At 26.5% G+C, this 24,612-nt stretch carries 24 protein-coding genes, 1 tRNA gene and 1 pseudogene; 14 read left to right on the forward strand and 12 right to left on the reverse strand.

Annotated elements, in window-relative coordinates; all coding sequences use genetic code 11:
- Positions 1 to 213: 213 nt before the first annotated feature.
- From AVBRAN12640_RS08390 to AVBRAN12640_RS08400, 3 genes are read left to right on the forward strand one after another with little or no spacing between them, the layout of a single operon-like run.
- A complete protein-coding gene (locus AVBRAN12640_RS08390; protein WP_239803016.1) occupies positions 214 to 405 on the forward strand; it encodes a hypothetical protein in 192 nt (63 codons plus the stop codon).
- A gap of 57 nt (positions 406 to 462) precedes the next feature.
- The gene (locus AVBRAN12640_RS08395) at positions 463 to 1,401 is read left to right on the forward strand and encodes a hypothetical protein (protein ID WP_336612989.1); all 939 of its coding nucleotides are present in this window, start codon (positions 463 to 465) and stop codon (positions 1,399 to 1,401) included.
- A 14-nt stretch (positions 1,402 to 1,415) separates the two neighbouring features.
- Entirely contained in the window at positions 1,416 to 2,393 is a 978-nt protein-coding gene (locus tag AVBRAN12640_RS08400) for a hypothetical protein (protein WP_336608988.1), read from the forward strand.
- Positions 2,394 to 2,500: 107 nt separating this feature from the next.
- Here the strand turns inward: AVBRAN12640_RS08400 and AVBRAN12640_RS08405 are convergent, their stop codons facing one another.
- Both AVBRAN12640_RS08405 and dnaG read right to left on the reverse strand, forming a co-directional pair.
- Positions 2,501 to 3,472 (reverse strand): argininosuccinate synthase domain-containing protein, encoded by a 972-nt coding sequence (locus AVBRAN12640_RS08405; RefSeq protein ID WP_214118699.1) that lies wholly within the window; start codon positions 3,470 to 3,472, stop codon positions 2,501 to 2,503.
- On the reverse strand, positions 3,473 to 5,200 hold the full coding sequence (dnaG, locus tag AVBRAN12640_RS08410) for a DNA primase (protein WP_239803014.1): 1,728 nt from the start codon (positions 5,198 to 5,200) through the stop codon (positions 3,473 to 3,475). It lies immediately after the preceding gene.
- A gap of 46 nt (positions 5,201 to 5,246) precedes the next feature.
- Here dnaG and AVBRAN12640_RS08415 point away from each other — a divergent pair, with 46 nt between their 5' ends.
- From AVBRAN12640_RS08415 to AVBRAN12640_RS08445, 7 genes and pseudogenes are all read left to right on the forward strand, one after another.
- Entirely contained in the window at positions 5,247 to 5,951 is a 705-nt protein-coding gene (locus tag AVBRAN12640_RS08415; RefSeq protein ID WP_214118702.1) for a tetratricopeptide repeat protein, read from the forward strand.
- Positions 5,948 to 6,337, forward strand: a pseudogene (gene rnhA, locus AVBRAN12640_RS08420) (ribonuclease HI); the annotation flags it as partial. The gene AVBRAN12640_RS08415 and the pseudogene rnhA, both read left to right, overlap by 4 nt.
- Positions 6,338 to 6,403: 66 nt before the next feature.
- Positions 6,404 to 7,072 carry a ribonuclease III gene (gene rnc / locus AVBRAN12640_RS08425; protein WP_336607624.1) on the forward strand — a complete coding sequence of 223 codons (669 nt, stop codon included), beginning with the start codon at positions 6,404 to 6,406 and terminating at the stop codon, positions 7,070 to 7,072.
- Positions 7,065 to 8,258 carry a chorismate synthase gene (gene aroC, locus AVBRAN12640_RS08430; protein WP_214118706.1) on the forward strand — a complete coding sequence of 398 codons (1,194 nt, stop codon included), beginning with the start codon at positions 7,065 to 7,067 and terminating at the stop codon, positions 8,256 to 8,258. Before rnc ends, aroC begins: the two co-directional genes overlap by 8 nt.
- Entirely contained in the window at positions 8,259 to 8,492 is a 234-nt protein-coding gene (locus AVBRAN12640_RS08435) for a tautomerase family protein (protein WP_214118708.1), read from the forward strand. It begins immediately after the preceding gene.
- Between the two features lie 248 nt (positions 8,493 to 8,740).
- On the forward strand, positions 8,741 to 8,944 hold the full coding sequence (locus AVBRAN12640_RS08440) for a hypothetical protein (RefSeq protein WP_336608987.1): 204 nt from the start codon (positions 8,741 to 8,743) through the stop codon (positions 8,942 to 8,944).
- 786 nt (positions 8,945 to 9,730) lie between these two features.
- A complete protein-coding gene (locus AVBRAN12640_RS08445) occupies positions 9,731 to 9,886 on the forward strand; it encodes a hypothetical protein (protein WP_336608986.1) in 156 nt (51 codons plus the stop codon).
- 320 nt (positions 9,887 to 10,206) lie between these two features.
- Here the strand turns inward: AVBRAN12640_RS08445 and AVBRAN12640_RS08450 are convergent, their stop codons facing one another.
- From AVBRAN12640_RS08450 to AVBRAN12640_RS08465, 4 genes are all read right to left on the reverse strand, one after another.
- Positions 10,207 to 10,725 (reverse strand): DUF2393 family protein, encoded by a 519-nt coding sequence (locus tag AVBRAN12640_RS08450; RefSeq protein ID WP_214118712.1) that lies wholly within the window; start codon positions 10,723 to 10,725, stop codon positions 10,207 to 10,209.
- Positions 10,726 to 10,734: 9 nt separating this feature from the next.
- Entirely contained in the window at positions 10,735 to 11,250 is a 516-nt protein-coding gene (locus AVBRAN12640_RS08455; RefSeq protein ID WP_336608985.1) for a DUF2393 family protein, read from the reverse strand.
- The gene (locus AVBRAN12640_RS08460) at positions 11,250 to 12,311 is read right to left on the reverse strand and encodes an SPFH domain-containing protein (protein ID WP_214118716.1); all 1,062 of its coding nucleotides are present in this window, start codon (positions 12,309 to 12,311) and stop codon (positions 11,250 to 11,252) included. Before AVBRAN12640_RS08460 ends, AVBRAN12640_RS08455 begins: the two co-directional genes overlap by 1 nt.
- A gap of 172 nt (positions 12,312 to 12,483) precedes the next feature.
- On the reverse strand, positions 12,484 to 13,401 hold the full coding sequence (locus AVBRAN12640_RS08465) for a branched-chain-amino-acid transaminase (RefSeq protein ID WP_214118718.1): 918 nt from the start codon (positions 13,399 to 13,401) through the stop codon (positions 12,484 to 12,486).
- Positions 13,402 to 13,500: 99 nt separating this feature from the next.
- Between AVBRAN12640_RS08465 and msrP the strand changes: the two genes are divergently transcribed.
- Genes msrP through AVBRAN12640_RS08480 form a run of 3 tightly spaced genes read left to right on the forward strand, consistent with a single transcriptional unit; the run spans position 13,501 to position 15,507 of the window.
- Entirely contained in the window at positions 13,501 to 14,367 is an 867-nt protein-coding gene (msrP, locus tag AVBRAN12640_RS08470) for a protein-methionine-sulfoxide reductase catalytic subunit MsrP (protein WP_214120302.1), read from the forward strand.
- Positions 14,367 to 14,852, forward strand: a complete 486-nt coding sequence (locus AVBRAN12640_RS08475; RefSeq protein WP_336608984.1) for a hypothetical protein — start codon at positions 14,367 to 14,369, stop codon at positions 14,850 to 14,852. Before msrP ends, AVBRAN12640_RS08475 begins: the two co-directional genes overlap by 1 nt.
- Positions 14,833 to 15,507: an MqnA/MqnD/SBP family protein gene (locus AVBRAN12640_RS08480; RefSeq protein ID WP_214150241.1), complete on the forward strand. Its 675-nt coding sequence runs from the start codon at positions 14,833 to 14,835 to the stop codon at positions 15,505 to 15,507. The genes AVBRAN12640_RS08475 and AVBRAN12640_RS08480 overlap by 20 nt, the downstream gene beginning before the upstream one ends.
- Positions 15,508 to 15,538: 31 nt before the next feature.
- On the opposite strand, the gene AVBRAN12640_RS08485 is transcribed toward AVBRAN12640_RS08480, so the two are convergent.
- On the reverse strand, positions 15,539 to 15,853 hold the full coding sequence (locus AVBRAN12640_RS08485) for an HU family DNA-binding protein (RefSeq protein WP_214118724.1): 315 nt from the start codon (positions 15,851 to 15,853) through the stop codon (positions 15,539 to 15,541).
- Positions 15,854 to 16,068: 215 nt separating this feature from the next.
- Here AVBRAN12640_RS08485 and AVBRAN12640_RS08490 point away from each other — a divergent pair.
- A tRNA-Met gene (locus AVBRAN12640_RS08490) sits at positions 16,069 to 16,145 on the forward strand.
- Between the two features lie 112 nt (positions 16,146 to 16,257).
- Here AVBRAN12640_RS08490 and AVBRAN12640_RS08495 read toward each other — a convergent pair.
- The 5 genes from AVBRAN12640_RS08495 to AVBRAN12640_RS08515 all read right to left on the reverse strand — a co-directional run bounded on the left by AVBRAN12640_RS08495 (position 16,258) and on the right by AVBRAN12640_RS08515 (position 24,527).
- Complete coding sequence (locus tag AVBRAN12640_RS08495; protein WP_214118727.1) at positions 16,258 to 17,184, reverse strand: exopolyphosphatase; 927 nt, start codon at positions 17,182 to 17,184, stop codon at positions 16,258 to 16,260.
- Entirely contained in the window at positions 17,181 to 18,452 is a 1,272-nt protein-coding gene (locus AVBRAN12640_RS08500) for a hemolysin family protein (RefSeq protein WP_214118732.1), read from the reverse strand. The genes AVBRAN12640_RS08495 and AVBRAN12640_RS08500 overlap by 4 nt, the downstream gene beginning before the upstream one ends.
- Before the next feature lie 162 nt (positions 18,453 to 18,614).
- A complete protein-coding gene (locus AVBRAN12640_RS08505) occupies positions 18,615 to 22,730 on the reverse strand; it encodes a hypothetical protein (protein ID WP_336608983.1) in 4,116 nt (1,371 codons plus the stop codon).
- A 74-nt stretch (positions 22,731 to 22,804) separates the two neighbouring features.
- Entirely contained in the window at positions 22,805 to 23,812 is a 1,008-nt protein-coding gene (locus AVBRAN12640_RS08510; RefSeq protein ID WP_239803009.1) for a sensor histidine kinase, read from the reverse strand.
- Between the two features lie 40 nt (positions 23,813 to 23,852).
- Positions 23,853 to 24,527 (reverse strand): response regulator transcription factor, encoded by a 675-nt coding sequence (locus AVBRAN12640_RS08515; RefSeq protein WP_214118730.1) that lies wholly within the window; start codon positions 24,525 to 24,527, stop codon positions 23,853 to 23,855.
- Positions 24,528 to 24,612 lie beyond the last annotated feature (85 nt).

Below are 24,612 nucleotides of genomic sequence, written 5' to 3' on the forward strand. Positions count from 1 at the left end.
AGTAGTGATAAGCTAGGAGATTTTATAGATTTTACGAAAGAATTTAAAAAAGATTTAAGCGATACAAAATTAATTGATATTAAGGTGTAATTTTTTATTTTTAATTAATTATTACTAAAAGTTACAATATATCAAAACATTAAATAAAATAATAATAGTATTAATTAAAATCAAATTATAATAATTCAAATCATTAATGAAAGTAGATTTTCAATGAAAAAAGCAGTTTTAGCTATTTTAGCTTTTATTACGAATGTAAGTGCGTATTCTTGGTATAGTTATACAAATGGTTATAGCTTTCTTACTTGGTCAGGTGCTTGGGGTTCAGCTTTTAATTCTTCAGCAAGAGATAGAGTAATGCCACAAAAAGAAGGCTGGAAACCACCTAGATTGCCAAGATATTAAAATATAAATTAATATACTTTTACTAAATTACTTCAGTAAAAGTATTAAGGAAAACTTATGAAAATAGATATCTCGCAAGTAAAAAATATAGCAATGTCTTGGGCTGATAATGTTAAAACTAAAGAATTAAATACTAAAGATATTAGCAATTTAAAAGATAATATAAATAAAAATAATTTTGAGATTAAGACAAGTAAAGAGCAAAATTACAATGTATTTTTTAAATTTGATGAAAGTAATATCGGAGTAAAACTTAGTGACAAGAATATTAATAGATTAAAAGAATTTTTTAATGAAGATAATTTTATTGATACTAATAAAGGAATTATTTTAGATAAAGACGCAGCAAGTTTTGTCGCTGGGTGGTTTAGCGATGTAGCGTATAAGAGTAATTTTTTAGCAGCCGATAGAAATAACGATGGAGAAGTAGATAAAAAAGAAATTGATTATACTATCTATGCATTTGCTTTATATATAGAGCCAACTAAAGATGGTTCAGGACAAGCTACTAAAGTTGCAAGTTATGTTCCAAGTATTTTGACTGTTAATAATAAACAATCAACTGATATTAGCACAATACTTGATGAAACTATTAGTATGGATAAAAATCTTGATGGTTATATAACAATTGCTGAAAAATATGATTTTAAAGATATTGTTTATGAATATGGAGTATTTTTAGATAATCTACCTTTTATGACAATTTCACACAAAAAAATAAATACTAATATAACTGAAGAATTAAATAAAGAAACAGAAGAACAAATTAAACTTAATAATATAATTGAAAAACTTAAAAAATCACAATCTTTAGATAATAACGAAAAAGAAATATTACAAAAATTTAATATCCAAAACATAAGTAATGAATTAAAAATAAGCGAAGATAAATTAAAAGATTTAATTAGTAATGATAAGTTAGGAGATTTTATAGATTTTACGAAAGAATTTAAAAAAGATTTAAGCGATACAAAATTAATTGATATTAAGGTTTGATATTAGGAGATTTTATGAGAATTAGTGGTTTTGATGTTGATATTTCAAAAGTATTTGATACTAGCTATCATAAGGCGAATTTGAGTAATTTTCACAATTTAAATCAAGAGCAAATTAATGCTATAAAAGATGATATAACAAATCAAAATTATGCTTTAAAAACAAGTGATAAAGACAATATAAATGTTGTTTTTAGTTTTGATAATAATACTCAAGGAGTTAATCTTAGTAAAAATACTATTGAAAAATTAATGGCTCATTTTGATAAAGCTGATTTTATCTTAAGTGATGATAAGCTTATTTTAAATGGTAATGCTGCTAATTTTGTCTCAAGCTGGTTTAAAACAATTGCTTATGATTTAGGACTTGCAAAAGCTGATAGCAATCAAGATGGTAGGATAAATAATGATGAATTAAGTAATGCAAGGCTTGAAGTTGGGGTTTATGGCGAGTTTAATGGATATATTTATGTAGTAAATAAATTAAGTGATGAAAGATTTATAAATACTAAAACATATGATAAATTAACTTTAGAAATTGGCACAAGTATTAGCGAGTATTTAGATAGTGTAATATCTAGTGATAGGGATTTTGATGGGGTTTTGAGTTTTGCTGAGATTAATTTTGAAAATATTAGCGAAGAACAAGATTATAAAAGTGAATTAAAAGAGAAAAATACAGATATAAAACGCTATCAAAATGAATTTCAAAGGTCAATTTCTTATTTTGCAAAAGAAGGTCAAAGTACCGAAGAAATCAAAAACAAGCAAAAAGAAAAAGAATTAGAACAAGCCGAGCTTTTAGCAAAACTTATGCAAATAACTCAAAAAATCAAACAACAAGGTTTAAATTCACTTACAAGCGATGATAATAAAATCTTAGAAAAATTAGGCAAAAGTGCAAATGCGATTGCAAATAGTGTAGAAATTGACTTAAGTATTAGTGTGGTAGAAGATTTAGTAAATAACAAAATCTTAGATATAAAAGTCTAGTTTTATGATTTTATTTATGTTTAAAATTAAGTTATTTTGATACTTATATAAAATCTTAGAATTTGAAATTCTTATTTTAAATTCTAGAATTTCAAATAAGAATTTCATCAAACTATAAAGTATTTTTGAGCATCATCTTTGCTAAGTGCATTAGCAAAATAATTATTTTGCATAAATTCACAATCTTTATTAGTAGGATTTTTTGCATATGCAAGTGCTAAAGAACAAGCAAGTTTAATATCTTCTAAACTAGCGTCATTATCAAGTAAAGAAATAGCACCTATTAAATCGGTTCTAATTTCGCTCATTTTTATTTCTTCATTATCTAATAATTTTAAGATTTTTAGACCTTCTTCTTCATTTCTTGAAATTATCATTTTAGCACCATTTGGCAGTCTTAAATGCCTTCCATATCTTAACAATTCAGCGTTTTTACTATCTAGCGTTTTGTATTTTAGATAATCTTGGATTTTGTTTTTATATGCTTGTAAGGTTAGCAAACACCCACCAGCAGGGCTTTCATAATCACTATAACCATAAACTTTTGCAAGTTCCATTTGTCTAGTTCTACCCCTACCACTAAAATCAAATAATTTTTCTCTATCAACCCAGCCTTTAAGTTCAGGCATAGTAGGTGCTAGTAATTTTGCACTAAGTGGGCGTAAAATGATATTATTTAAATCTTCGCTAAGTTTTGCAACACTATTTAATGCTTGTGCTCTTTGGCTCATTGGACGCTGACCTAGCACTTCTCCACTAATTACAAAAGAAGCACCTAAATCATCACACATACTAAGAGCAGTTTTAAACATATACCCATGACAATCAATGCAAGGATTAATAGCCTTTCCATAGCCATATTTTGGATTTAACAATACATCTTGCAAGTATTTACTACTAATATCAACAACCCTAAAACTAGCTCCAGCCATATTTGCACGACGCTCTAAAAGGGCGAAATTCTTTCCGCCAAACCCTGTATCAATGTGAATAGCTTCAACTTCTATTCCTTGCTTTGCAATGGTAGTGATTGATAACATACTATCAAGACCACCACTAAATAAAGCTAATGCTTTCATTTATTCTCCTAATTTTCTTATATTATCTTTAAGCCTTGCTCTTTCATCATCGCTTAATTGCTTATTATGATTTGCTATTAGTTCTACTAGGCAATGATAAGCCTTTTTTAAACCATCATTACTATGAATTAATTTATGATTTTTTATTAATTCTTTAGCGTAATTTTTAAAAAGCAAGGCGTTTAGGATATTACAACTTGCGTAATAATTGGCTAAATTATTAAAAAATACTAAGATATTATCTACTTTTTTAGTAGGGTGAATATTGTTTAAAAACTCTAGCATATTAGCATTTGCGTAGTTTTTATTTAATACATCATCAATTAAATTATTATGAAAATATTCTCTTAAAATAAGAATATTAAAATTAGCTTTTGAAATAGCTAAAAAATAAATTATCGCATCTTCTAAAGAATTGCTTTGAGTTTGTTTAGCTTGTGGTTTTTTATCTATTACTTTTGCTTTTATTCCGTTTAATAAATCAAAATCAAGCCCATAATTTTCGCAAAATATTTTAAGATGAGTATTGGCTAAAAATTTATCAATAGTATTGGTGTAATTTAGCACAGCTGAATATGCTTGTTTGATTAAAAATGGTTCAATTTTGCTTATGCTTAATTTGTCTATATAATCTAAATTCAATTCTTTTTTAAATATATATTCAATACAAAAACTAATTATATTAATAGTATTATTTAGTTCGGTTTTTAGCTTTAATTCTTCATTATTTTCAATGTATTCGCCTGGGTCTTTATATGTTTTTAGCCTTATTACTTCGGCGTTGTAGCCAAATTTACTCAATAAAACTCCCGCTTTAAAAGCAGCTGCATTTCCCGCTGCATCTTTATCAAAGCATAAAGATACAAAACAATCTTTTTTAATTAATTTTAAATGTTGCTCTGTTAGTGCAGTTCCTAGCACTGCTACTGAATATGTAAGTCCTGCTTTATGAAGACTTATTGTATCCATATAGCCTTCGCAAATTATCATTCTTTTGTGTTTATTAATATCATTTTTTGCTAGATGATAAGCGTAAAATATACTACTTTTATCAAATAGTTTTGAAGCGGGAGAATTTACATATTTTGCAGGATTTTGTGGATTTAATGTGCGTCCTCCAAAACCTACTAAATAACCTGTATTATCGTAGATTGGAAAGGTAATTCTTTCTATAAAAGATGGATAAATTCCATTATCGTTTTTTTTAACTACCCCTTCTATTAATGCTTGTTCTAAAGCTATATTTGATTTTTGCAAAATCCTTAAAGTATCATTTGCACTTGGTGCATAGCCAAGATTAAACTTAATTCTTAAATCCCTTGTGATTTTTCGCTTTTCAAGATAGGCAATCAAATTCCCACGGATATTTAATTCACTTATATAATATTCGTTGAGTATTTTACAAGCGTCGTTGTTTTGAATAATTTTTGTTTTTTTATCATCTTCTAAAATAAAGCCATAAATATTTGCTAATTCTTTTACTGCTTCTATAAATTCTAAATTATGATATTTTTGCATAAAGCTAATAGCATCACCATTCGCCCCACACCCAAAGCAATGAAAATATCCTTCATTTTCACGAACAGCCATACTAGGATTTTTATCAGCGTGAAACGGACATACACACATATAATTCGCACCATTTTTATGCACGGGAATGTAGTTTGAAATCAAATCAACAATGTTAATGCTATCTTTTAATCTTTGAATGCTCTCGTTTGTAATCATAAAAGTATTATATGTATAATTAATTAATTTTATTTAAAGGATATTAGTGGATTTAATACTTAGCTATTATAGAAATCCTATTTTTGGAATTTTAGTTTTAATTAGCCTTGTTTTAATTATTGCTTTAGCTCAAATAATTTTTGCAAGTTTAAAGGAAAATCAAACTAATAAAAATATTAAAAAATATCTTGCTAATTTTAATGCAATTGAGCCTAAGTATTTAAGTAGTTTAAGTTTTGATGAAAGGCTTAATTTAGCTAATGGATTTTTTAAAGCTTCAATGTTTTTAGAGTGCAAATATGTTTTGATTAATTTATTAAACGAATTTGCAAATGATAAAGATTTATTATACTTATTATCTGTTTGTGATTTAAGGCTTGGATTATTAAACGACGCTAAACAAAATTTATTAAAGATTTTAAAATCTCGTGCTAGAGATGAATTAGCACTACTATGTCTTGGATATATTCATTTTAAATTAAACGAAATCAATGAATGCAAAGAAGTTTATAAATGTTTGTGCGTTTTAGGAGATTATGAAAAAGATTTAGAATTTATAAATAATTATAAAAGCTTTAATACTAAAAGTTTTAAAGAAATTAAAATTGATGATGAAACAATAAATCCAAATAATATCAGTCAATTTTATTTATGTAAAAATTGCTCATCACAATCTATTTTTTACACTCCGTTTTGTTCGCAGTGTTTTAAGTGTGATACAATGCAAGCTAATTTAAGGATAAGGATATGAAAAAATTAACGATTTATACTGATGGGAGTTGCCTTAAAAATCCTGGAGCAGGGGGTTGGGCTTGGATTATTATAGATAATGATTTAATCATTAAAGATAGTGGCGGAGATAAGCTTACAACCAATAATATTATGGAATTAAGTGCCTGTATTAACGCTTTAAAAAGCTTAAAAGAACCTTGCAAGATTGATTTATATAGCGATAGTCAATATGTAGTTAAGGGTATTAATGAATGGCTTAGTGGTTGGGTTAAGACTGATTTTAAAGGCAAAAAAAATGTTGAATTATGGAAGAGTTATTTAGAAGTTAGCAAAATCCACGATATTAATGCAATTTGGGTTAAAGCTCATAATGGTGATAAATACAATGAAATGTGTGATGAACTAGCTAGAAGTATGGCACTTGAGTATGAAAATAACACTATAAATGCTAATGTAGTGCTAGAAAAAAGAATTTCAAAATATCATAAAATTGAAGAAAAACTAGGATATAAATTTAAAAACGAAACCCTATTAAATCAGGCTTTAACTCATAAAAGTTTTAGCAAAACTCATAATGAAAGGCTTGAGTTTTTAGGCGATGCTGTGCTTGATTTGATAGTAGCAAATATTTTATACAAGGATTTTTCTCGTTATAGTGAAGGGGATTTAAGCAAATTAAGAGCAGCTTTAGTGAATGAAAAGTCTTTTGCAAAAATTGCTAGTTATCTTGAAATTGGAGAGTTTTTGCAATTATCAGTATCTGAAGAAAATAACGGCGGAAGAAAAAAACCAAGCTTATTATCAGATGCTTACGAAGCAATAATAGGTGCAATTTATTTAGAAAGTGGATATGAGATTGCTTGTGCTGTTGGCTCTAAGATATTAAATGAAGTTTTTCCTAAGATTGATATAGAATTAATTAAAGACTATAAAACAAAATTACAAGAAAAAACCCAAGCAATAATGGCTCAAACTCCTGAATATAGGATTTTACACACAAAAGGGCCTGATCATAAAAAAGAATTTGAAATAGGGCTTTTTTTAAATGATGAATTATTTACAAAAGCAATGGGTAATAGCAAAAAAGAAGCAGAGCAAAGTGCTGCTAAATTAGCGTTAGAGAAGTTAGAAGATGAATAGTTTTGGAACATTTTTAAAATTTAGCACTTTTGGAGAAAGTCACGGGAAAGCAATTGGAGTGGTTATTGATAACTATCCTGCAGGGGTTAGAATTGATACTGATTATATAAATTCCTTGCTTAAATTAAGACAAGGTGGTGGAGCGTTTAGCACTCCTAGAAAAGAAGCTGATGAAGTTAATATTATTAGTGGAGTATTTAATGATATTAGCACAGGTGCTCCAATTTGTGTGCTAGTAGAAAATAATAATACAAGAAGTAAAGATTATAAAGAGCATTTACGCCCTGCACACGCTGATTTTACATATTATGCAAAATACGAGCATTTTGATTATCGTGGCGGTGGTAGAAGTAGTGCTAGAGAAAGCGTAGCAAGGGTTATTGCAGGTGCTTTTGCTGATTTAATATTAAAAGAATTTAACATTAGAACTTATGCTAGTATTTGTGGGGTAGGTGGTGTTAGTTTAGATGAGTTTAAATTCAGTGAAGAAGAGTATAAAAGGGCTTTAGAAAAAGATTTTAATGCTTTAGGTGATGATTTATTTAAAGAATTATTTAAAGACGAAATCACAAAGGCAAAGAATAACAATGATAGCGTAGGTGCAAGTGTTAGCGTAGCAGCATTTGGCGTAATGGCAGGGCTTGGAGATGGTCTTTATGATAAATTAGATGCTAGAATTGCTAGTGCGTTTATGGGATTAAATGCTGTAAAGTGCGTTGAAATTGGAGCAGGAAGAAAGCTTAGCTCAATGAATGGCTCTTTTGCAAATGATGAGATTTTAGGTGTTAGCAATGATGAATTAATGCAAAATCAAAATAGCTCTATTTTAAAACAAAGCCCTAATTTTAAGTCATTTAAAGTAGCAAAAACTAATATTAATAAGCCTTTATTTTTACATACTAGACATAATTTTAGTGGTGGAATTATCGGTGGAATTAGCACAGGAGAGAGTATTTATATTAAAGCTCATTTTAAGCCAACTCCATCAATTTTTAAAGAACAAACTATGTTAAATAAAGACTTTAGCCTAATAAAAGATGCAATTTATGGAAGGCACGATCCTTGCGTAGGTGTTCGTGGAGCTGTTGTCTTAAAAGCTATGCTAAGTTTTATAATAGCTGATTTTTTAATGTTAAATTCATCTGCTAAAATAAGCAATCTTAAAAAAATCTACAAAGGAGAATAAATGCCAATAATTAATGTAAAATTAGCAGCACCAATGCCAAATAAAGAAAAATGCGAAGAAATAATAAGTGATTTAACAAATTATTTTGAAACAAAATTAGGCAAAAAGCGTGAGAGAATAGTGGTAATGCTAGAAGAAATTCCGCAATCTCATATAGGTTTTGGCGGAAGAAGTGTTGAAACTATTAATAATGCTGATTTTGTTAATAATTTTAAACTTGACGATGATAGATAAAAAGCTCCCTAATTTAAGGGAGTAATTATGGAAATTTTATTAATTATATTATTTGCTATTGTAATTTTTCTTTCAGTAATTTATGGGTTTTTTATTTTATATGGAAAGCCTTTAAAAATCTTTATGCTACTTTTCCTTTAATATCTTTAGCGATTTTTACAATCTTATTTTTATTATTTATCAAAAAAAATAAAAAACTAAAATTCAAAACTTTTTTAATCATTAGCCTAATAATTATTAGTTTTGAAATGCTTTTTATTAGACCTGTGGTTGATTATTCTAGTTTTAATAATTTTAGTTATGTTTTTAAAAGCAATTATGAAAAAGACTTGCAAGGATATTGTGTAAAAGAAAATAAGATTTTAAGTAAAGACGAGCTTTTAAGAATAGCTACTAATGATTTTTTAGGTAAAACTATAGTTTATTATAAAAATATAGCTAATAAGTATTAAAAAGACAGGATTTATTTTTATATCCTTGATGAGGTTAAGGAATTTAATGATTTAAAATTATTTGATTTAGAAAAATTACAACAACACAAAATAAACACTAAAAACTATTTAGCAAACTTACCAAAACTATTAAAAAAACCATTATTTTTATCTACTCCTTATAGTTTTGATATTGTATTTTTTAATGAAGGATTTAAGATAAATAATGGATATTTAGAGTTTTTATATACCAGAACAGATAGTGCTAACATAACTCATCAATTAAAATCTAGCATAGAAATAGACAATTGTGGCAATACCAATAGAGCTATTGATGAAGAGCCTTGTTTTGATTTTTTTGGCTGCAAATATAGATATAATTTATAAAATTATAAGAATTTTAATTAGGATTTTAAAAACTAAAATTTTTAATTAAATTCTTGCCGAAATATCATATTTTGTCATTAAAACTCATAAAATTTCTATTTTATTACTTGATTTTTAGCATTACAATTTATATATTTTTTTGAATAATAATTTATAGGCTTTTTAAAATACTATGAAATTTAAAATTAGAATTTTATCTTTTAACCCAATTTATTCATTGCATTATTAATTTAAATTAATTAATCCTATTGAAATTTTAAAAGAAATTAATTTGGTATGCTAAACCCCATTTTATCATTTCGCATTTACCTAGTTTTAGGCTTAAAATCAGCTTAAATATTTTAATTTTATGGGTTTTTGTGAATTTTTGCTTGGCATTTTCTAAAATTTATTTTTGTTTAAGATTTAAAAGCCCTAATTATGGGCTTTTTAGACTTTAAAGATTTCTTAAAATCAGAAAATGCTAAGCAAATTAAAAATTTTTATGATGAAATAGGCGTTTTAGTAGTGAAATTTAACTTTTGCTTGGCATTTTCTAAAAAATTTATTGTATTAAAATTATTTGCTGATAATTAGGCATTAATCAAGGATATTTATAATGATTTTTTATTTTAGTTCTTTTACAAAGTATGGGAAAATTAAGGTTAGAGAATATTGCCCCACTTTAGGGGATTTCTTATAAAATTAGTTATTTGATAAAACAAAAAAAGCTAAAAATTAATAAATTCACAAGTTAAAAAAATATAAATTATTTATTTAATTTCAAAAATATTTTAAAAGAATTTAAATCTAATATTTTATTTTTAAAATTTAGAATCAAAAATATTTATTTTATATTCGTGGCAAGTATTATTAACGCTAGTTAAGATAATAAAAAAATATTAAATCACAAGAAATTACTTGCAATTTAAAATATATCTTAATTTATAATCTTCAAAATGTTTTGGATAAGGGACACTTACTTTAAAGCTTTTTGATGCGTTTTCATTGATAATCCCTTCTATTTTAAAATCGTGAGAGTAAAAATTGCGAATTTTATTAAGTTTTAATGGGTCAAAGCCTTTGCTTAAATCAAATATACTTCCATCTACTTTTTTAATACCAAGGTTTATTATTCCAATATTTAATTCACAGGTTTTTACAGGGACTTTTCCATTATTATATATTTGACCACTAATTACTACTTCATTTGCTGATTTATAGTCTTTTTGATTTCTTAATTCTACACTTTTTAAAAAGCTATCTATGGTAAGAAGAGTTGAATATCCAAAAATCAATACAAAAATTATGAGTGTAAAAGAAAAGGTATAAAGTTTGTTTTTTTCTTTAAAAAAATAAATAATTAAAAATTGTGAAAATATATAAACTACAAAAGCTGCAAATATTACAAAGATATGAAATTGCGATAAATACATAAATATCTCCTAAAAACAAGTAATTAAAGTATCAATTGTATATTTTTTAACATTACTAGGTATTAATAAATAAGATTTTTCGTATGAATTTTTTGGAATATCTTTTAAAATAATTTCTGTTGTTTTTAATGGTTTTAAGGTATTTTTGATTAGTTCTAAGTTATTTTTGCTGATTTTTTTTATATTGAATTTAATTTTGCATATTTTAAAATCTCTTTGAGATTTGTTATGTAATTTAAAATCTAAATATATATTATCGCTGAAAATTAATTTATTATTTTTGATTATTTCAAGTTCTGCTGGACGATATGTAGCATTTATATAGTTTTCTCCAATAAAAAACAATACAAATTCTAAAACAATACCTACTATGATTAAAAATATTGAGAAAGTTGGAAATTTTCTTAAAAAAATCGCAAGAATTAAAATCACTATAAAAAATAAAAAACAAAGCCCAAGAAGAATTAAATCTTGGGCATAGAAATTCGCTAGATAAAAATGAATAGTATCTAATAATTTTTGCATTAATTATTAAGGCTGGTTGTCTTTTTTGTGCTTGCATTATCTAGCCAAATATTAGGCACAGCTCCGCCAGGTGTTAAGAAAATCTTAGCATCATTATTAACCTTTAAAGCTTCGTTAAATTCTTTTTGGGTTTCAATTTGCTTTAATTCTAATAATTCTTTACTTATACTTTTTGCGATTTCTCTATTTGCATAAGCTTGTGCATCTGCTTCTATTTTTTGTGCATCTGCTTTACCTTGTGCTTCAATAATCGCAGCTTTTGCTATACCTTCTGCAAGTGCAGCTTTTTTAAGTGCTTCTTGATTTGCACGCTCAACTTCATATTTTGTTCTTTCTGCTTCTTGTTTAGCTATTTGAACTTTTTCAATTTGCTCTTTAACATTCGTTGGCAGTATTATTCCACGAAGTTTTACACTCTCAAGTAATACAGGTTTATTATCTTGAGCGTCTATGCTTTTTCTTGATTCAAGTTCAATTGAAGCAGCGATTTCATTACGCTTTATAGGTAATTCTTCAGCTGTATATTTTCCAACCACACTTCTTACAACTTCTAAAATAACAGGGTCTATAATTTTATTTTCCCAATCAAGCCCCCATTGAGCTATAGTTTGAGGTGCATTGCTTGCATCTAAGCGATATTGCACTGTTATATCTACTGATACAGGCAAGTTTCTAGCATCAACAACCGTGATTGATTCTTTATTGATTATGCTTTCTCTACCATAAGTTCTTTCACTCGCACCTTCAACGCTAGCATAATTTATTTGTCTTACTTTAGTGTCTACAATTAAAACTTTTTGAAAATACGGGATTATAAAGTGAAAACCAGGTTGAAGAGCTATCGGATCATACTTACCAGTAGTTGATCTAATACCTACTTGTCCTGAATTTACAACTACAAATGGCTTAGCTATTACTACTATTAAAAATATAACAACAGCTGCAATTATTACTCCGTTAAATTTACCAAAACCTTTAAAATTAAAATCAATATTAAAATCTGTTTTTTTATTGTCATTTTTTTTGTTTTTATTGAAATAATCATTCAAATCTGCTGGCATTTATACTCCTTGTTAATTGATAAAGAAAGCATTTTACATTGTATAAGTTTATAATTAGAAAAAGATTTTATAAAAGATAGTCTTATTGTTAATAAAATTAAAAGTTAAAATCAAATTCTTATTTTAGATTCTATATATTATAAAGTTTAGAGCGATAATTCGCTCTAAAAAATTAAATATAAGTTAGCCAAGAAGCGTATTTTTCATTTCTTCCATATACTATATCAAAGAAAGCATCTTGGATTTTTTTAGTAATTTCTCCACGAGCCCCATTTCCTATTACTCTATGATCTAGTGAATTAATAGGAGTAATTTCAGCTGCTGTTCCTGTAAAGAATGCTTCATCACAAACATAAACTTCATCTCTACTAATTCTTCTTCTTTCTACACTAATACCTAAATCTTTTGCAATTTTTAAAACAGAATCTTGAGTGATTGATTTTAGAGCATAATCATTTGGTGGAGTGATTAATACGCCATTTTTAACCATAAAAAAGCACTCGCCTGTGCCTTCTGCTATAAATCCTTCTTCATCACACATTAAAGCTTCTTCAAAACCTGAATTAATAGCTTCATATTTAGCCATCATTGAGTTTAGATAGTTTGCACTTGCTTTTGCTTTATTGAAATTTGCTTTTGTGCTATTTCTCATTAATGATGAACAACATACTTTAATACCTTTATTAAGTCCATCTTCTCCTAAATAAGCACCCCATTCCCAAGCTGCAATACCTACTCTAACAGGAGCTTTTGCATGATAAATTCCCATAATACCATCGCCTAAGAAAATTAAAGGGCGAATATATGTATTTGAATTAAAATTATTGCGTCTTAATAACTCAATTTGAGCATCTTCTAATTCTTTTTGCGAAAATGGTGGAGTAATTGCAGTGATTTTTGCACTTTCTAATAATCTTTTAGTGTGATCTTGCAATCTAAAAATAGCCATACCATTTTCTGTTTTATAAGCTCTTGTTCCTTCAAATACTGCGTTAGCATAATGTAATGAGTGAGTTAAAAAATGAACTTTTGCATCAGCAAAGTTAATAATTTGTCCATCCATCCAGATGTAATCAGCTTTAATTGCCATACTTTTTCCTTTAAATTAAATTTTTGCGAAGTTTAACAGATTTTTCATAATAAGTATTTATTTTTTTTACCTAGAATTAAAAATTAATAAGGAGAAAAAATGGTAACAGATAAAAATTATTATTTAAATAGAAGAAATTTTTTAAAATTAGGTGCAGGAACTATAGTTTCAAGCCAAGCAATAGCTGAAGAATTAGCAAAAACTAATCTTGATTTAGTTCCAAGTGATAGTGAATATGCTTATAATTATGTTAATTTTTATGAGTTTAGCACGAATAAAAGCGAATGTGTAAGATTAGCTAGCAAATCAAGCTTAAATGATAAAGCTATTTCAATTGAGATAGGTGGTTTGTGTGAAAACCCAATGACCTTAACTGATTTATCGGCTTTTAAAATTGTTGAAAGGGTTTATAAATTACGCTGCGTAGAAGCTTGGAGTATGAATTTACCTTGGCAAGGATTTGAATTAAGAGAATTGATTAATCTTGCAAAGCCAACAAATGAAGCAAAATTTGTTAAATTTACAAGTTTATATGACCCTGATATTTTTCCTGACCAAAGATTTAATGGAGTATTGGATTATCCTTATGTAGAAGGATTAAGATTAGATGAAGCAATGCACCCGCTAACATTACTTGCAACAGGACTTTATAAAGAAAAATTAAAAGCTCAAAATGGAGCTCCAATTCGCTTAGTTGTTCCTTGGAAATATGGTTTTAAATATATTAAATCAATTGCTAAAATTGAATTTACTAAAGAACAACCTGTTAGCTCTTGGGAAAAATATAATCCTAATGAATACGGCTTTTATGCAAATGTTAATCCAAATGTCCCACATCCTAGATGGTCTCAAGCATCGCATAGGGTTTTAGGTAGCTTTTTTAAAGAAGATACACAATTATTTAATGGTTATGAAGAAGAAGTTGGGTATTTATATAAAGATTTAGATTTAAGAAAGAATTTTTAATGATTATTGTAATTAAAATTCTTTTAGTTTTAGTGTCTTTTGGGTATTTTATATCATCTGTTTTATTAGGATATGATTATGTAAAAGATATTTATAAAGCAAGTGGGCAACTTGCTTTAATATCTTTATTTTTAAGTATTGCTTTACCTAATAAATTCTTAGTTTTTATAAAGTTTTTTGGTAAATTAGCTGGATTTTTTGCAATATTGCATTTTTTAAATTTTGTTATAGTAGATAATCAATTTAATATAAAAATATTATTTACAAATACTATTGCAATAAGAAATCTTTTAGGATTAATTGCATTTATTTTTATGATTTTAATGTTTTATAAAAAGTATTTAAATTATTCTAATTTTGTGTTTTTACTAGCGGCATTTCATTATTCTTTAAGTGTGAAAATTCCTGAAACATTGCATTATTTAGTTATATTAGTGGCATTTTTATTTTTATTTAGGAGTAAAAATGATATTCGGAAAGATTGATTATATTAATTTATTACCACTGCATTTTTATTTAAAAAGCTCAAAATTACCAAGCTATGTAAAAAAAAGCATAGAGTATAAAAAAGATGTTCCTGCAAAATTAAATAAAGCATTGAAAGAAAAAAGATTAGATTGCGCAATTATTTCTAGTATTGAAAGTAAAAGGTCAAAATATAAGAATTTAAATATAGGAATTTGCGCTAACAAAAAGGTATTAAGTGTATTAGTTGAAAAGAACTCAAATGCACAAAATGATAAAGAATCAGCCACTTCAAATGCTTTAGCTAAGGTTTTAAAATTAAATGGTAAAGTAATTATTGGAGATAAGGCACTAAAAGAATATGTAAATAATAAAGAAAAATACATTGATATGTGCGAAAAATGGTATGAATTAACTAAATTGCCTTTTATGTTTGCAAGGTTTTCAAGTATTAAAAATCATAATAGTGCAAAAAGAATTTTAAAACCTTTTATAAGAAAAAATCTAACTGCAAATCAAAGAATAAAAATACCTAATTATATTTTAGATTATTATTCAAATACAAGAAAAATTAGTAATGATGATATTAAAAACTACCTAAAATATATTTATTATAAAATTGGGAAAAAAGAATTAAAAGCGTTGAGTATTTATACTAAAAAAATATATATTTAGTGGCATTTAAAAACGCCACTAAATTGGGTAATTATTTCTTTTTCTTACCACATTTACCAGTTTTGCAAGCTGTTGCAGCAACTTTTTCTTTTAACACGCTGCTAACTTTGAATTTAACAACTTTAGTTGCTGGAACTTTAATTTCTTTACCTGTGCTTGGAACTCTTGCTGTTCTTTCTGCTCTATCAGTTGTTGAGAAAGTTCCAAAACCATTAAATGGAATTGATTCGCCTTTTTCTAAAGACTCAGCTAGTGCTTCAAATACAGCATTTACTGCAGTTGTAGCATCTTTTTTAGTAATTTCTGCTTTTTCAGCAACTAATGAAATAAAATCTGCTTTAGTCATCTAAAACTCCTTAATATTGATTAAAAGCCCTATTTTACAATAAAAAAACAATATTTAGCTAAAAAACAAAAAAAATATTAGTATTTGTGTAAAAATATAGCAAAATTAGTTTTTAAATAGCATAGTTAGCAAGTTTAATACGCAATTTATTAGAAATATTTTTAATTTTATAAAATTTTAAGCAAAAATATATATAATTTGCTTTTTTTATTCACGCTTAGGTAGCTCAGCTGGCTAGAGCGCTGGTCTCATAAGCCGGAGGTCGGGAGTTCGAGTCTCCCCCTAAGCACCATTTCATAACTTCAAATAATTTTTCCGATTTTATTTTTTATAGTTTTTATATTTTTTTGATTTTTATTAGAAAACTCGTTTTAAATATAAGAATTTAAAACGAGTAAGAAAGATTAACCATCAGCGTTAATTTTAGCGATTAATTCATTTAATACAATATCTGCATTTTCGTGAGCAACTTGACAAGTCCCAGCAGCTTCGTGTCCGCCACCGCCGTATTTTAACATTAGCTCACCTATGTTTGTTTTGCTAGTTCTATTAAATATACTTTTACCTGTCGCATAAACCATATTTTGACCTCTAAATCCTAAGATTTTATGAATTGATATATTGCATTCAGGATAAAGTGCATAAATCATAAAGCGATTACCTGGATAAATGATTTCTTCTTTGCTTAAATCTAAAACAACAAGGTTTTTATAAACTTTAGAGCATCTTTTTAGTTGTTCTTTAAATTCTTTTTCATATTTAATGTATAAATCGCTTCTTTCTACCACATCAGGTAATTTCATAATATCATCAATTTTATGATTTTTACAATAATCAATTAAATCCATCATAAGGTTATAATTGCTTATCCTAAAATCGTGAAATCTACCAAGTCCAGTTCTACTATCCATTAAAAAGCTTAAGAATTCCCAACCTTTAGGCTCAAGTACATCTTCCATTAAAAATTGAGCGCTATCTGCTTTATCAACAGCTACCATCATATCGTGCCATTCTTCAGGAAATTTTACGCCTTGTTTTTCATAATAATCATAAACAACTCTAGCAGCACTTGGTGCATCTGGAATAATTATATGATTATCTGCTTTTCCGTTTCTAATACTTTCGCTTTCATGATGGTCAAACACTAAATAAGCATTAGGACAATATGGTAAGTTTGTAACAATATCATTATTTGTAATTTCTATTGTTCCATCTTGCATATCTTTTGGATGAACGAATTTAATATCACTTATTAAATCCATATGTTTAAGCAAAACAGCACATACAAGTCCATCCATATCACTTCTAGTAATTAATCTATATTTATTCATAGTTTTTCCTTTGTTTTTTTGATTATTTTTAAGTATTTTATACTATTTGATTGCATTTGTTTTATTTCATAATAACAATGCTCATCTTCACATCTTTCTTTTTCACTTGGAACATGTCCTAAACGATTAAAGACATAACCACCAATTGTAAGTTCTTCCAATTCATCATCATATTTAATATCTAGAATTTCTTCAACACTTTCAATATCTAGTCTTCCATTTACTATATAAACATTATCGTTAATTTTTCTGAAATCTTGTTCTTTTTTATCATGCTCATCGTTTATATCTCCAACAAGTTCTTCAATAATGTCTTCCATAGTTAAAAGCCCAGCTGTTCCACCATATTCATCAATTACTATAGCTGTATGAATTTGCTCTTTATTCATTTGAACAAGAACCTTTGAAATACTAATATTTTCTGGGACAAATAGAACTTTTCTTACACATTCATTTAAATCTTTATTTTGATTATCTAATAAATCTCTAATATGAATCATACCTAAGACATTGTCTTTACTAGCATCTATAAAAGGAAATCTAGTGTGTTTATAATCATGAACTATTTTTATATTTTCTTCGTATGAATTAACTTTATTTAAGCAAATCATATCTCTTCTAGGAGTCATTATTTCTTTCGCTACAATATCACTAAAATCAACAGCATTTTGTATAAGTTCGGTTTCAAATTCGTCTAAAACGCCACTTTTTTGACTTTCGCTTGCTATGAATTTAATTTCTTCTTCAGAGTGAGCTGCGTGCTCGTTTGTTTTTATTCTTAATATTTTTAATATAGATAAAGATAAGAAATCAAATGTAACTATGAAAGGCGCAAAAATTATTCTAAATAAATAAAGTGGTCTTGCTATCCATAAAACTATGCTTTCAGTTTTTGCAATTGCTATACTTTTTGGAACGATTTCTCCTAAAACTACATGAAGTAGTGTAATTAATATAAAAGAAATAGCAACAGAAATACTATGTATTGCTATAGGATTTACATCAAAGCTTGATAGAATTTTATTTAATAAAACAGCGACAGAACTTTCTCCTAACCAACCAAGAGCCAAAGAACTTAAAGTAATACCTAATTGAGTAGCTGATAAATAAGTATCTAAATTTTTATACATTTCTAAAGCTAGTTTTGAATTAGCTCTTTTTTGATTTACAAATTCTTCTAACTTACTTTTTCTAATCTTGACAATACTAAACTCAGATAATACAAAAAATCCATTTAAAAAAACACAAAACAATGCTAAAAACAGCATTAATGCCGTATAACTGGGGTCCAAAAAATCTCCTTGTAAAAAATAAAGCTAAAATTATAAACATACAAACTTAAAAAATAGTAAGAATTATAAAAAGGCATTTTTATATTAAAAATTAAAAGGAATTTAAAATAATTTGATTTATTTTAAATTCCTAAAAAATTATTTAGTGTATTCTACGCTAAAGCTTTCTTTTGCACTAATTTCGCTATTTGAGTGCATTCTAATTAAATCTTTTATATATTCATTAGTTTTTTTATCACTTGATAATTCAAGTTCAATACTTCCATCGGTAAGTTTTTTGATATTAGAATTATAATCACTTGTAAAAGAAATATTATTAATAATATCAGCAATTGGTTTTAGATAATAATGCCCGCTAGTAGTTGTGCTTGTGTATAATTCGCTAATTTTACCAGTTGTATTTATATATTTTAATTTTAAATCACTCGGTAATAATTTTTTATATTTTTTACCCGCATCTGCTTTAGTATCTTTATACATTGCATAAGCAAAAATAAATGGATAATTTTTTGTAAAATTAACAGGAGTTCCTTTATCTATTGTTATGCTACTTGTAGTATCAAGATTAAATTCATTTACATCAGGCTTATTTAAAATGTCTTTACTAGGTGCTAAGTCATTTGTTTTTTGGAATTTTGTATAGCCTATTTTTGTAATAAATTCTAAATCATCAGGACTTGCTTCGTATTTTTTAGCAACGCTACTTAGAGTATTTAAATTTTTATTGACTTCGTTATCTAAATTTTGCATTTTTGAATCAAAAATTGCATTTAGTGTAGTATTGCTAGCACTTAAAGTCATTTTGATTTTTTGATTTGTGATATTCATATTTTTAATACTTAATTTATTTGTATAAATTCTATATCTACTACTAGCTTGAGTATCGTTATTATCTAAGAAATTTAAATCAAAATCTATATCAATATCGCTAGGAAAATACTTATATACATATTCTAAACTATTAGCAGAACTTGAGCCTTTATTTTCTATATTTACAGGTATATTTAGTGAATGTGTAAAATCACAATTTATACCAGAACATTTACCCAAATCAGCTTCGCTTTGTCCTACAACTTCATCAGAAAATAAAACAGCATCAGATAAACCATCAGATGTTTTTATATTATTTAAATTCGTAGTAGATGAGCTAGTAAAATCAGCATTAATAGGCTTAATTAATATATGGCAAGATATTTTTCCATTAGCGTTGATTGTATTTGAAAATCCAGTATTTTCACATTTTTTATTAGTAATATCACTTCCTACAAAATCATTGTCTTTAAACTCAATAATTCCACTTCCAGCAAAAGGATAAGCAATTACCATATCAAAACTATAATCTTTATTATTGCGTTTAAAATTAATAGGATTTAGTTGGCTAATTTTGTTATAAGCACTTGTTTCTAAATCAAATGTATAAAAACTACCTTTGCTATTTGTAACTTTTAATTTAGCTTCTTTGATTCCTATATTTGAGTTAAGACTTAATTTTCTATCTTGAGTATCTAATACACTTGCTTTAAGAGTAGTTGGTAAAGGTTTTTTTAATCCTTCTCCTGCTTTAGTAACAAAATCATTTATTTTTATTTCAGCTGGTCTTACCATAAAGTTTTTGCATATTGGAGTAGGGGTTAATAATTTACCTTGCATATCTTTTTGAGTATAGCAAATATCGTGGCGACCTGGAGTTATATTGATAAATTCAATTATAAAATCTCCCATCATTTGATTATCAGGATTTACTCTAAAATCATCTTTATCGTATATTAAAACCTTAGTAGCTCTTCCATCATCGTGATTTACACTTGCAGTATTAGAAAAGAAACTAATTCTAGTTTTATCAGCTGCATGAACAAAACCTATATATACATTATCTCCAACCATTCTTGTATATGTATCATTAGCTATTTTTGCTTTTTTATCATTTAAATCTTTAATACTAGGTCTTAAATCTTCTCCTAGACTAGGTTTTCTATTTAATATCTTCCAAATACTTCCAAAATAGTGTTGTTTTTGCACTATTTCTTCATCTGTTAAAATAAATGCTGCAGTCTCACTAACGCCTTTTATGATATTTTTACTATCTACTTCAAACATAGGTCTTTTATCGTTATCGTAAATTCTTTCTGTTGTAATTTCTATTAACGATGGTTCTTTTAATTTAAAGCTAAGTTCTCTTATGAAGTATTCTAAGTTTTCTGAATTAGCGTAATCTAAATCTAATTCATAATAAATCACACTTGGCTGCTTTGATTTTATAGTGTAATCATTTCCATTTTTTGCTAAAGTGCTAATTTGAACTCTTAAATCTACATAATATTTGCTTAAATCTTTATCACAACATTTTATATAATTTCCATCTTTAGTCTTTGTATAATCATATCTTTTTTCTAAGTTTTGACCATTATAAAATGGAGTTATATGAACTTCAGGAATTTTATTAAATATAGGATATGTTTTATCTCCTACTTTTGCACTGCCTGCTGGATTTAAATCTTTTGAAATTAAACTAAATTTAGTGCTATTTGCATCAGGATAGAATAAGAATTTAAAATTAGCATTAATTTCAGGCTTATTTTTATAAATGCCTACAATTGTATCAGCAGGGAATTTCCCATCTCCATAATTTTTACCCCAATTTACAATATCTGTAGATGTAAAATATTTTGGATTTTTTAAATGAGCGTATAAATCACCTGGACTTGCTGTGTATTTTTTCATATTATCTTTATAGTATTTATATTCTTCTTTTAATGAAGTTGGTCTTAAATGTAGGCTAAAGATTTTTGTGCTTATATTTTCTTGATTACCTATATCTTTAGGCATAATTCCAGCTCTTTCTCTTATGCCGTTTTGTTTGTATTTTGAATTCTTACATTCTTTTCGTATATCAAATAATCCAGGTGCAACTTTGATTATACAATCTTTTGAATTTTTGATTTCTTTATATATTGCTTTTTCGCCTATTGCTCCATCTCTAGTTTTATGAATACTATAAATACTTCTTTCTTGTGTTGTATCTATGTAAGGAGAAAATCTTTGAATATATTTAGCATTTGCAAGTGCTTGATTGTTGTTATAAACGAAATTCCTAAGCCTTAAAGCTTTTATATCATAGGTTTTATATTCGTTTGATTTCCACTGACTTTTTTCATTGTAATATCCATTGCTAGAAAAGTAATATCCATCGTAATATTCCATATTAAATGTGTAGCATTTGCTTAGTCCTGATTTATTTTGTGCGAAATATTGATTATTTAAAAATCCCCATTTAGCATTACCTTTTAAAAATTCTTTAGGAGAATACAAGGCATTATTTTTTAAGAAAAATTGTTCTGAATATTTAGCACATTCATCATTTGTATAATAAGCATTATCAGTTAATGTCGCACCTACTTCGTTCTCATCTAGCGTTAAAGGTATTCCGCTAGCAAATCCTTGGTCAGGATTTAATCTACAACCTTTGCTTTTCATAAATCTTACAAAATCATTGTATGCGTTTTCGCTATCAGAAGTTGTGCTTGAGCCGTGCTGATAGCCTAGATAAGTATTTGCAAATCTATAAGCATTTGAGTTTTTTTCATTATTTAGTAATTGTTCGCTTAAAAAATAGCTAAAAATTGAATCATTATTGCTACTTGCTAAAAGTATGATTTTGCCTGTTGTATTAACTTCAAATTCTTTAAACACATCTTGAATATACGATTCATCATAAAAATAAGATTTCATTGGAAAAGTAATTTCAGTATTTTTTACACTATCTAACTTTTTAGGTTTTGAGTTTTGATGAGAAATAAAATCATCATAATTATTAGGATTATAATTAGTTCCCGCTGCATTATCTTCGTAATTTACGCAAAATACATTTTCTCTAAATCTTCTTGAATCGGTATGATGAGATGATTGATTGCCTTGAAAATAGCCAAATTTTTTCACAATGCTATTTTGATAATCTAGTTTAGCCCAAGCATAATCCCAATTAAATCCCCAATTTACAATAATTCTTTGCTCTTCTTCCGCATCAGTTCTATTAAAATGATCATCTATGTTAAAGATTTGATAAAGTTGAAAACAAGCACTTCTGCCCTTATCATTATTTCTTGTATTATTTATAACGCAATCAGCTAAATCTATATCTGTATGTTGTTTATGGTTTTGAGTTCCAAAATACATTCCGAAAGGATGAACTTTATTTGTATATTCATAAGAATAAAGATTAGATATTACAAGTAGTGATATGATAACTTTTTTCATTATATACCTTTAGTTAAGATTTTAAGTTAATTAATTATATTTTTTAGTTTTTAAATTAAGATTAAATTAAAAAATTATGATTTAAAAGAGTATTTAAAAATTGCTCCTTTTTCGTAATTAAATGCTTCATATACAATATCGTATTTTTTGCAAATATTTCTTACTATATTAAGACCTAAGCCAAATCCACCTTTAGCTAAATCTTCTCTAGCATATCTATGCCAAATTCTTTTTGTATCTTTTATGCCAATTCCTTCATCTTGTATTATAAAAATTATTTTTTCATTTGATTGGTTTAAAGATATTGTAATTTTAGAATTAACTTTTGTATATTTAATTGCATTTGAAATATTATTATCTACAATTCTTAGTAACTCTACTTCGCTGATTAATACATATAAATCATTAGTGATTTCTAAATGAAATTCCACACTTTTCATACTAGCAATACTATTAAAAAAATCAATTCTTGTTTTTAAAAAATTAGAAAAATTAATATTTTTTAGTGGGTATTTAGCATTTGGATTTTCTATATAAAATCCTACATCATCATATGTTGTTTTCATCTGATTTAGTGCTGCTTTAATTCTTTTTTGATATTTATTACTTTCTAACATATCAGCATTTAATAAGGCTATACCCAATGGCGTTTTTAACTCGTGCATTGCATCATAAAAAAATGTATTCATAGTGTTTTTATACCAAATTAAACTTTTGATATTGTTTTTATAAACTAAGTAAATTAAAACAAATAATATAAAAGTTCCCCCACCAAACACTATAGCAGCATTGATTATGCTTTTATTATAAACGCAAGGTTTTGATAGCACCACATTGTATGTTGTATTGTTTATTTGTTTTTGGAATTTGTAATAAAGCAAAGAATTATGAGTTTTATATATAAAATCATCTTTTATATAGTTTATATCAAGTTCGCATTTTAAAATTTCTTCATTATTGAAAATACATATTTTTATATCTTTTAAGTTATTTAAATCCTTATTTATATAACTTGCTAGTTCTAATAGCGTAGAGTTTTTATCATTAGCTACACTTAATTTCAATATATTTATAGCTAACATTGATATGACTAAAGCTATAAGGGTTAATAGTATTGTTTGCTTAGACATTGATTTTATAGCCAAGTCCTCTAGATGATATTATAAAATCATCGCAAGTTTTTGCTCTAATTCTTTTTACATATACTCTTACATCGCTTGAGCCATTGGTTTCAAATTCTTCATTTGCCCCCCCCCATACGTATTCATAAATACTGCTTACATTTACATAACTTGATTTATTGCTTAACAAATATTCAATCAATGTGATTTCTTTACTAGTAAGCTCTATTAGAGTTTTATTTTTGCTAAGACTTTTAGAAATATAATCATATACAAACTCGCCTGAAATTGTGATTGTATCATTACTTTGAGTGTTAAAAAATTGTTTTAATAATTCTTTAATTCTATATTTTAATTCATCTAGTTCAAAAGGTTTTTTAAGGTATTCATTGCAGCCTAGTTCATATCCTTTTTTAATACTTGCTATATCAGTTCTTGAAGTCATCATCATAATAGGGTTAGTAATATTTAAGCTTTTTATATAACTTAATACATCAAAGCCATTAGTATTTATTACTTTTATATCAAGTATATAAAGATGATAAAATTTATTTGCGATAGTTTTACAGGCTAAGTCGCCATCACTAAAAACATCAACGCTAAATCCTAAATCTTGCAAATATTCACAAATACTAGTAGCATATAAATAATCATCTTCAAGCAATAAAATATTCATAATTACTTCCTTAAAAAATGTTTATTTTAGTTTTTTAATATTATTTTTAGCTAAAAAGTGTCTAAATTAGGATATTTCAATCATT

Origin of the sequence: Campylobacter sp. RM12640 (genome assembly GCF_020137595.1) — a bacterium.
Lineage (GTDB): Bacteria > Campylobacterota > Campylobacteria > Campylobacterales > Campylobacteraceae > Campylobacter_E.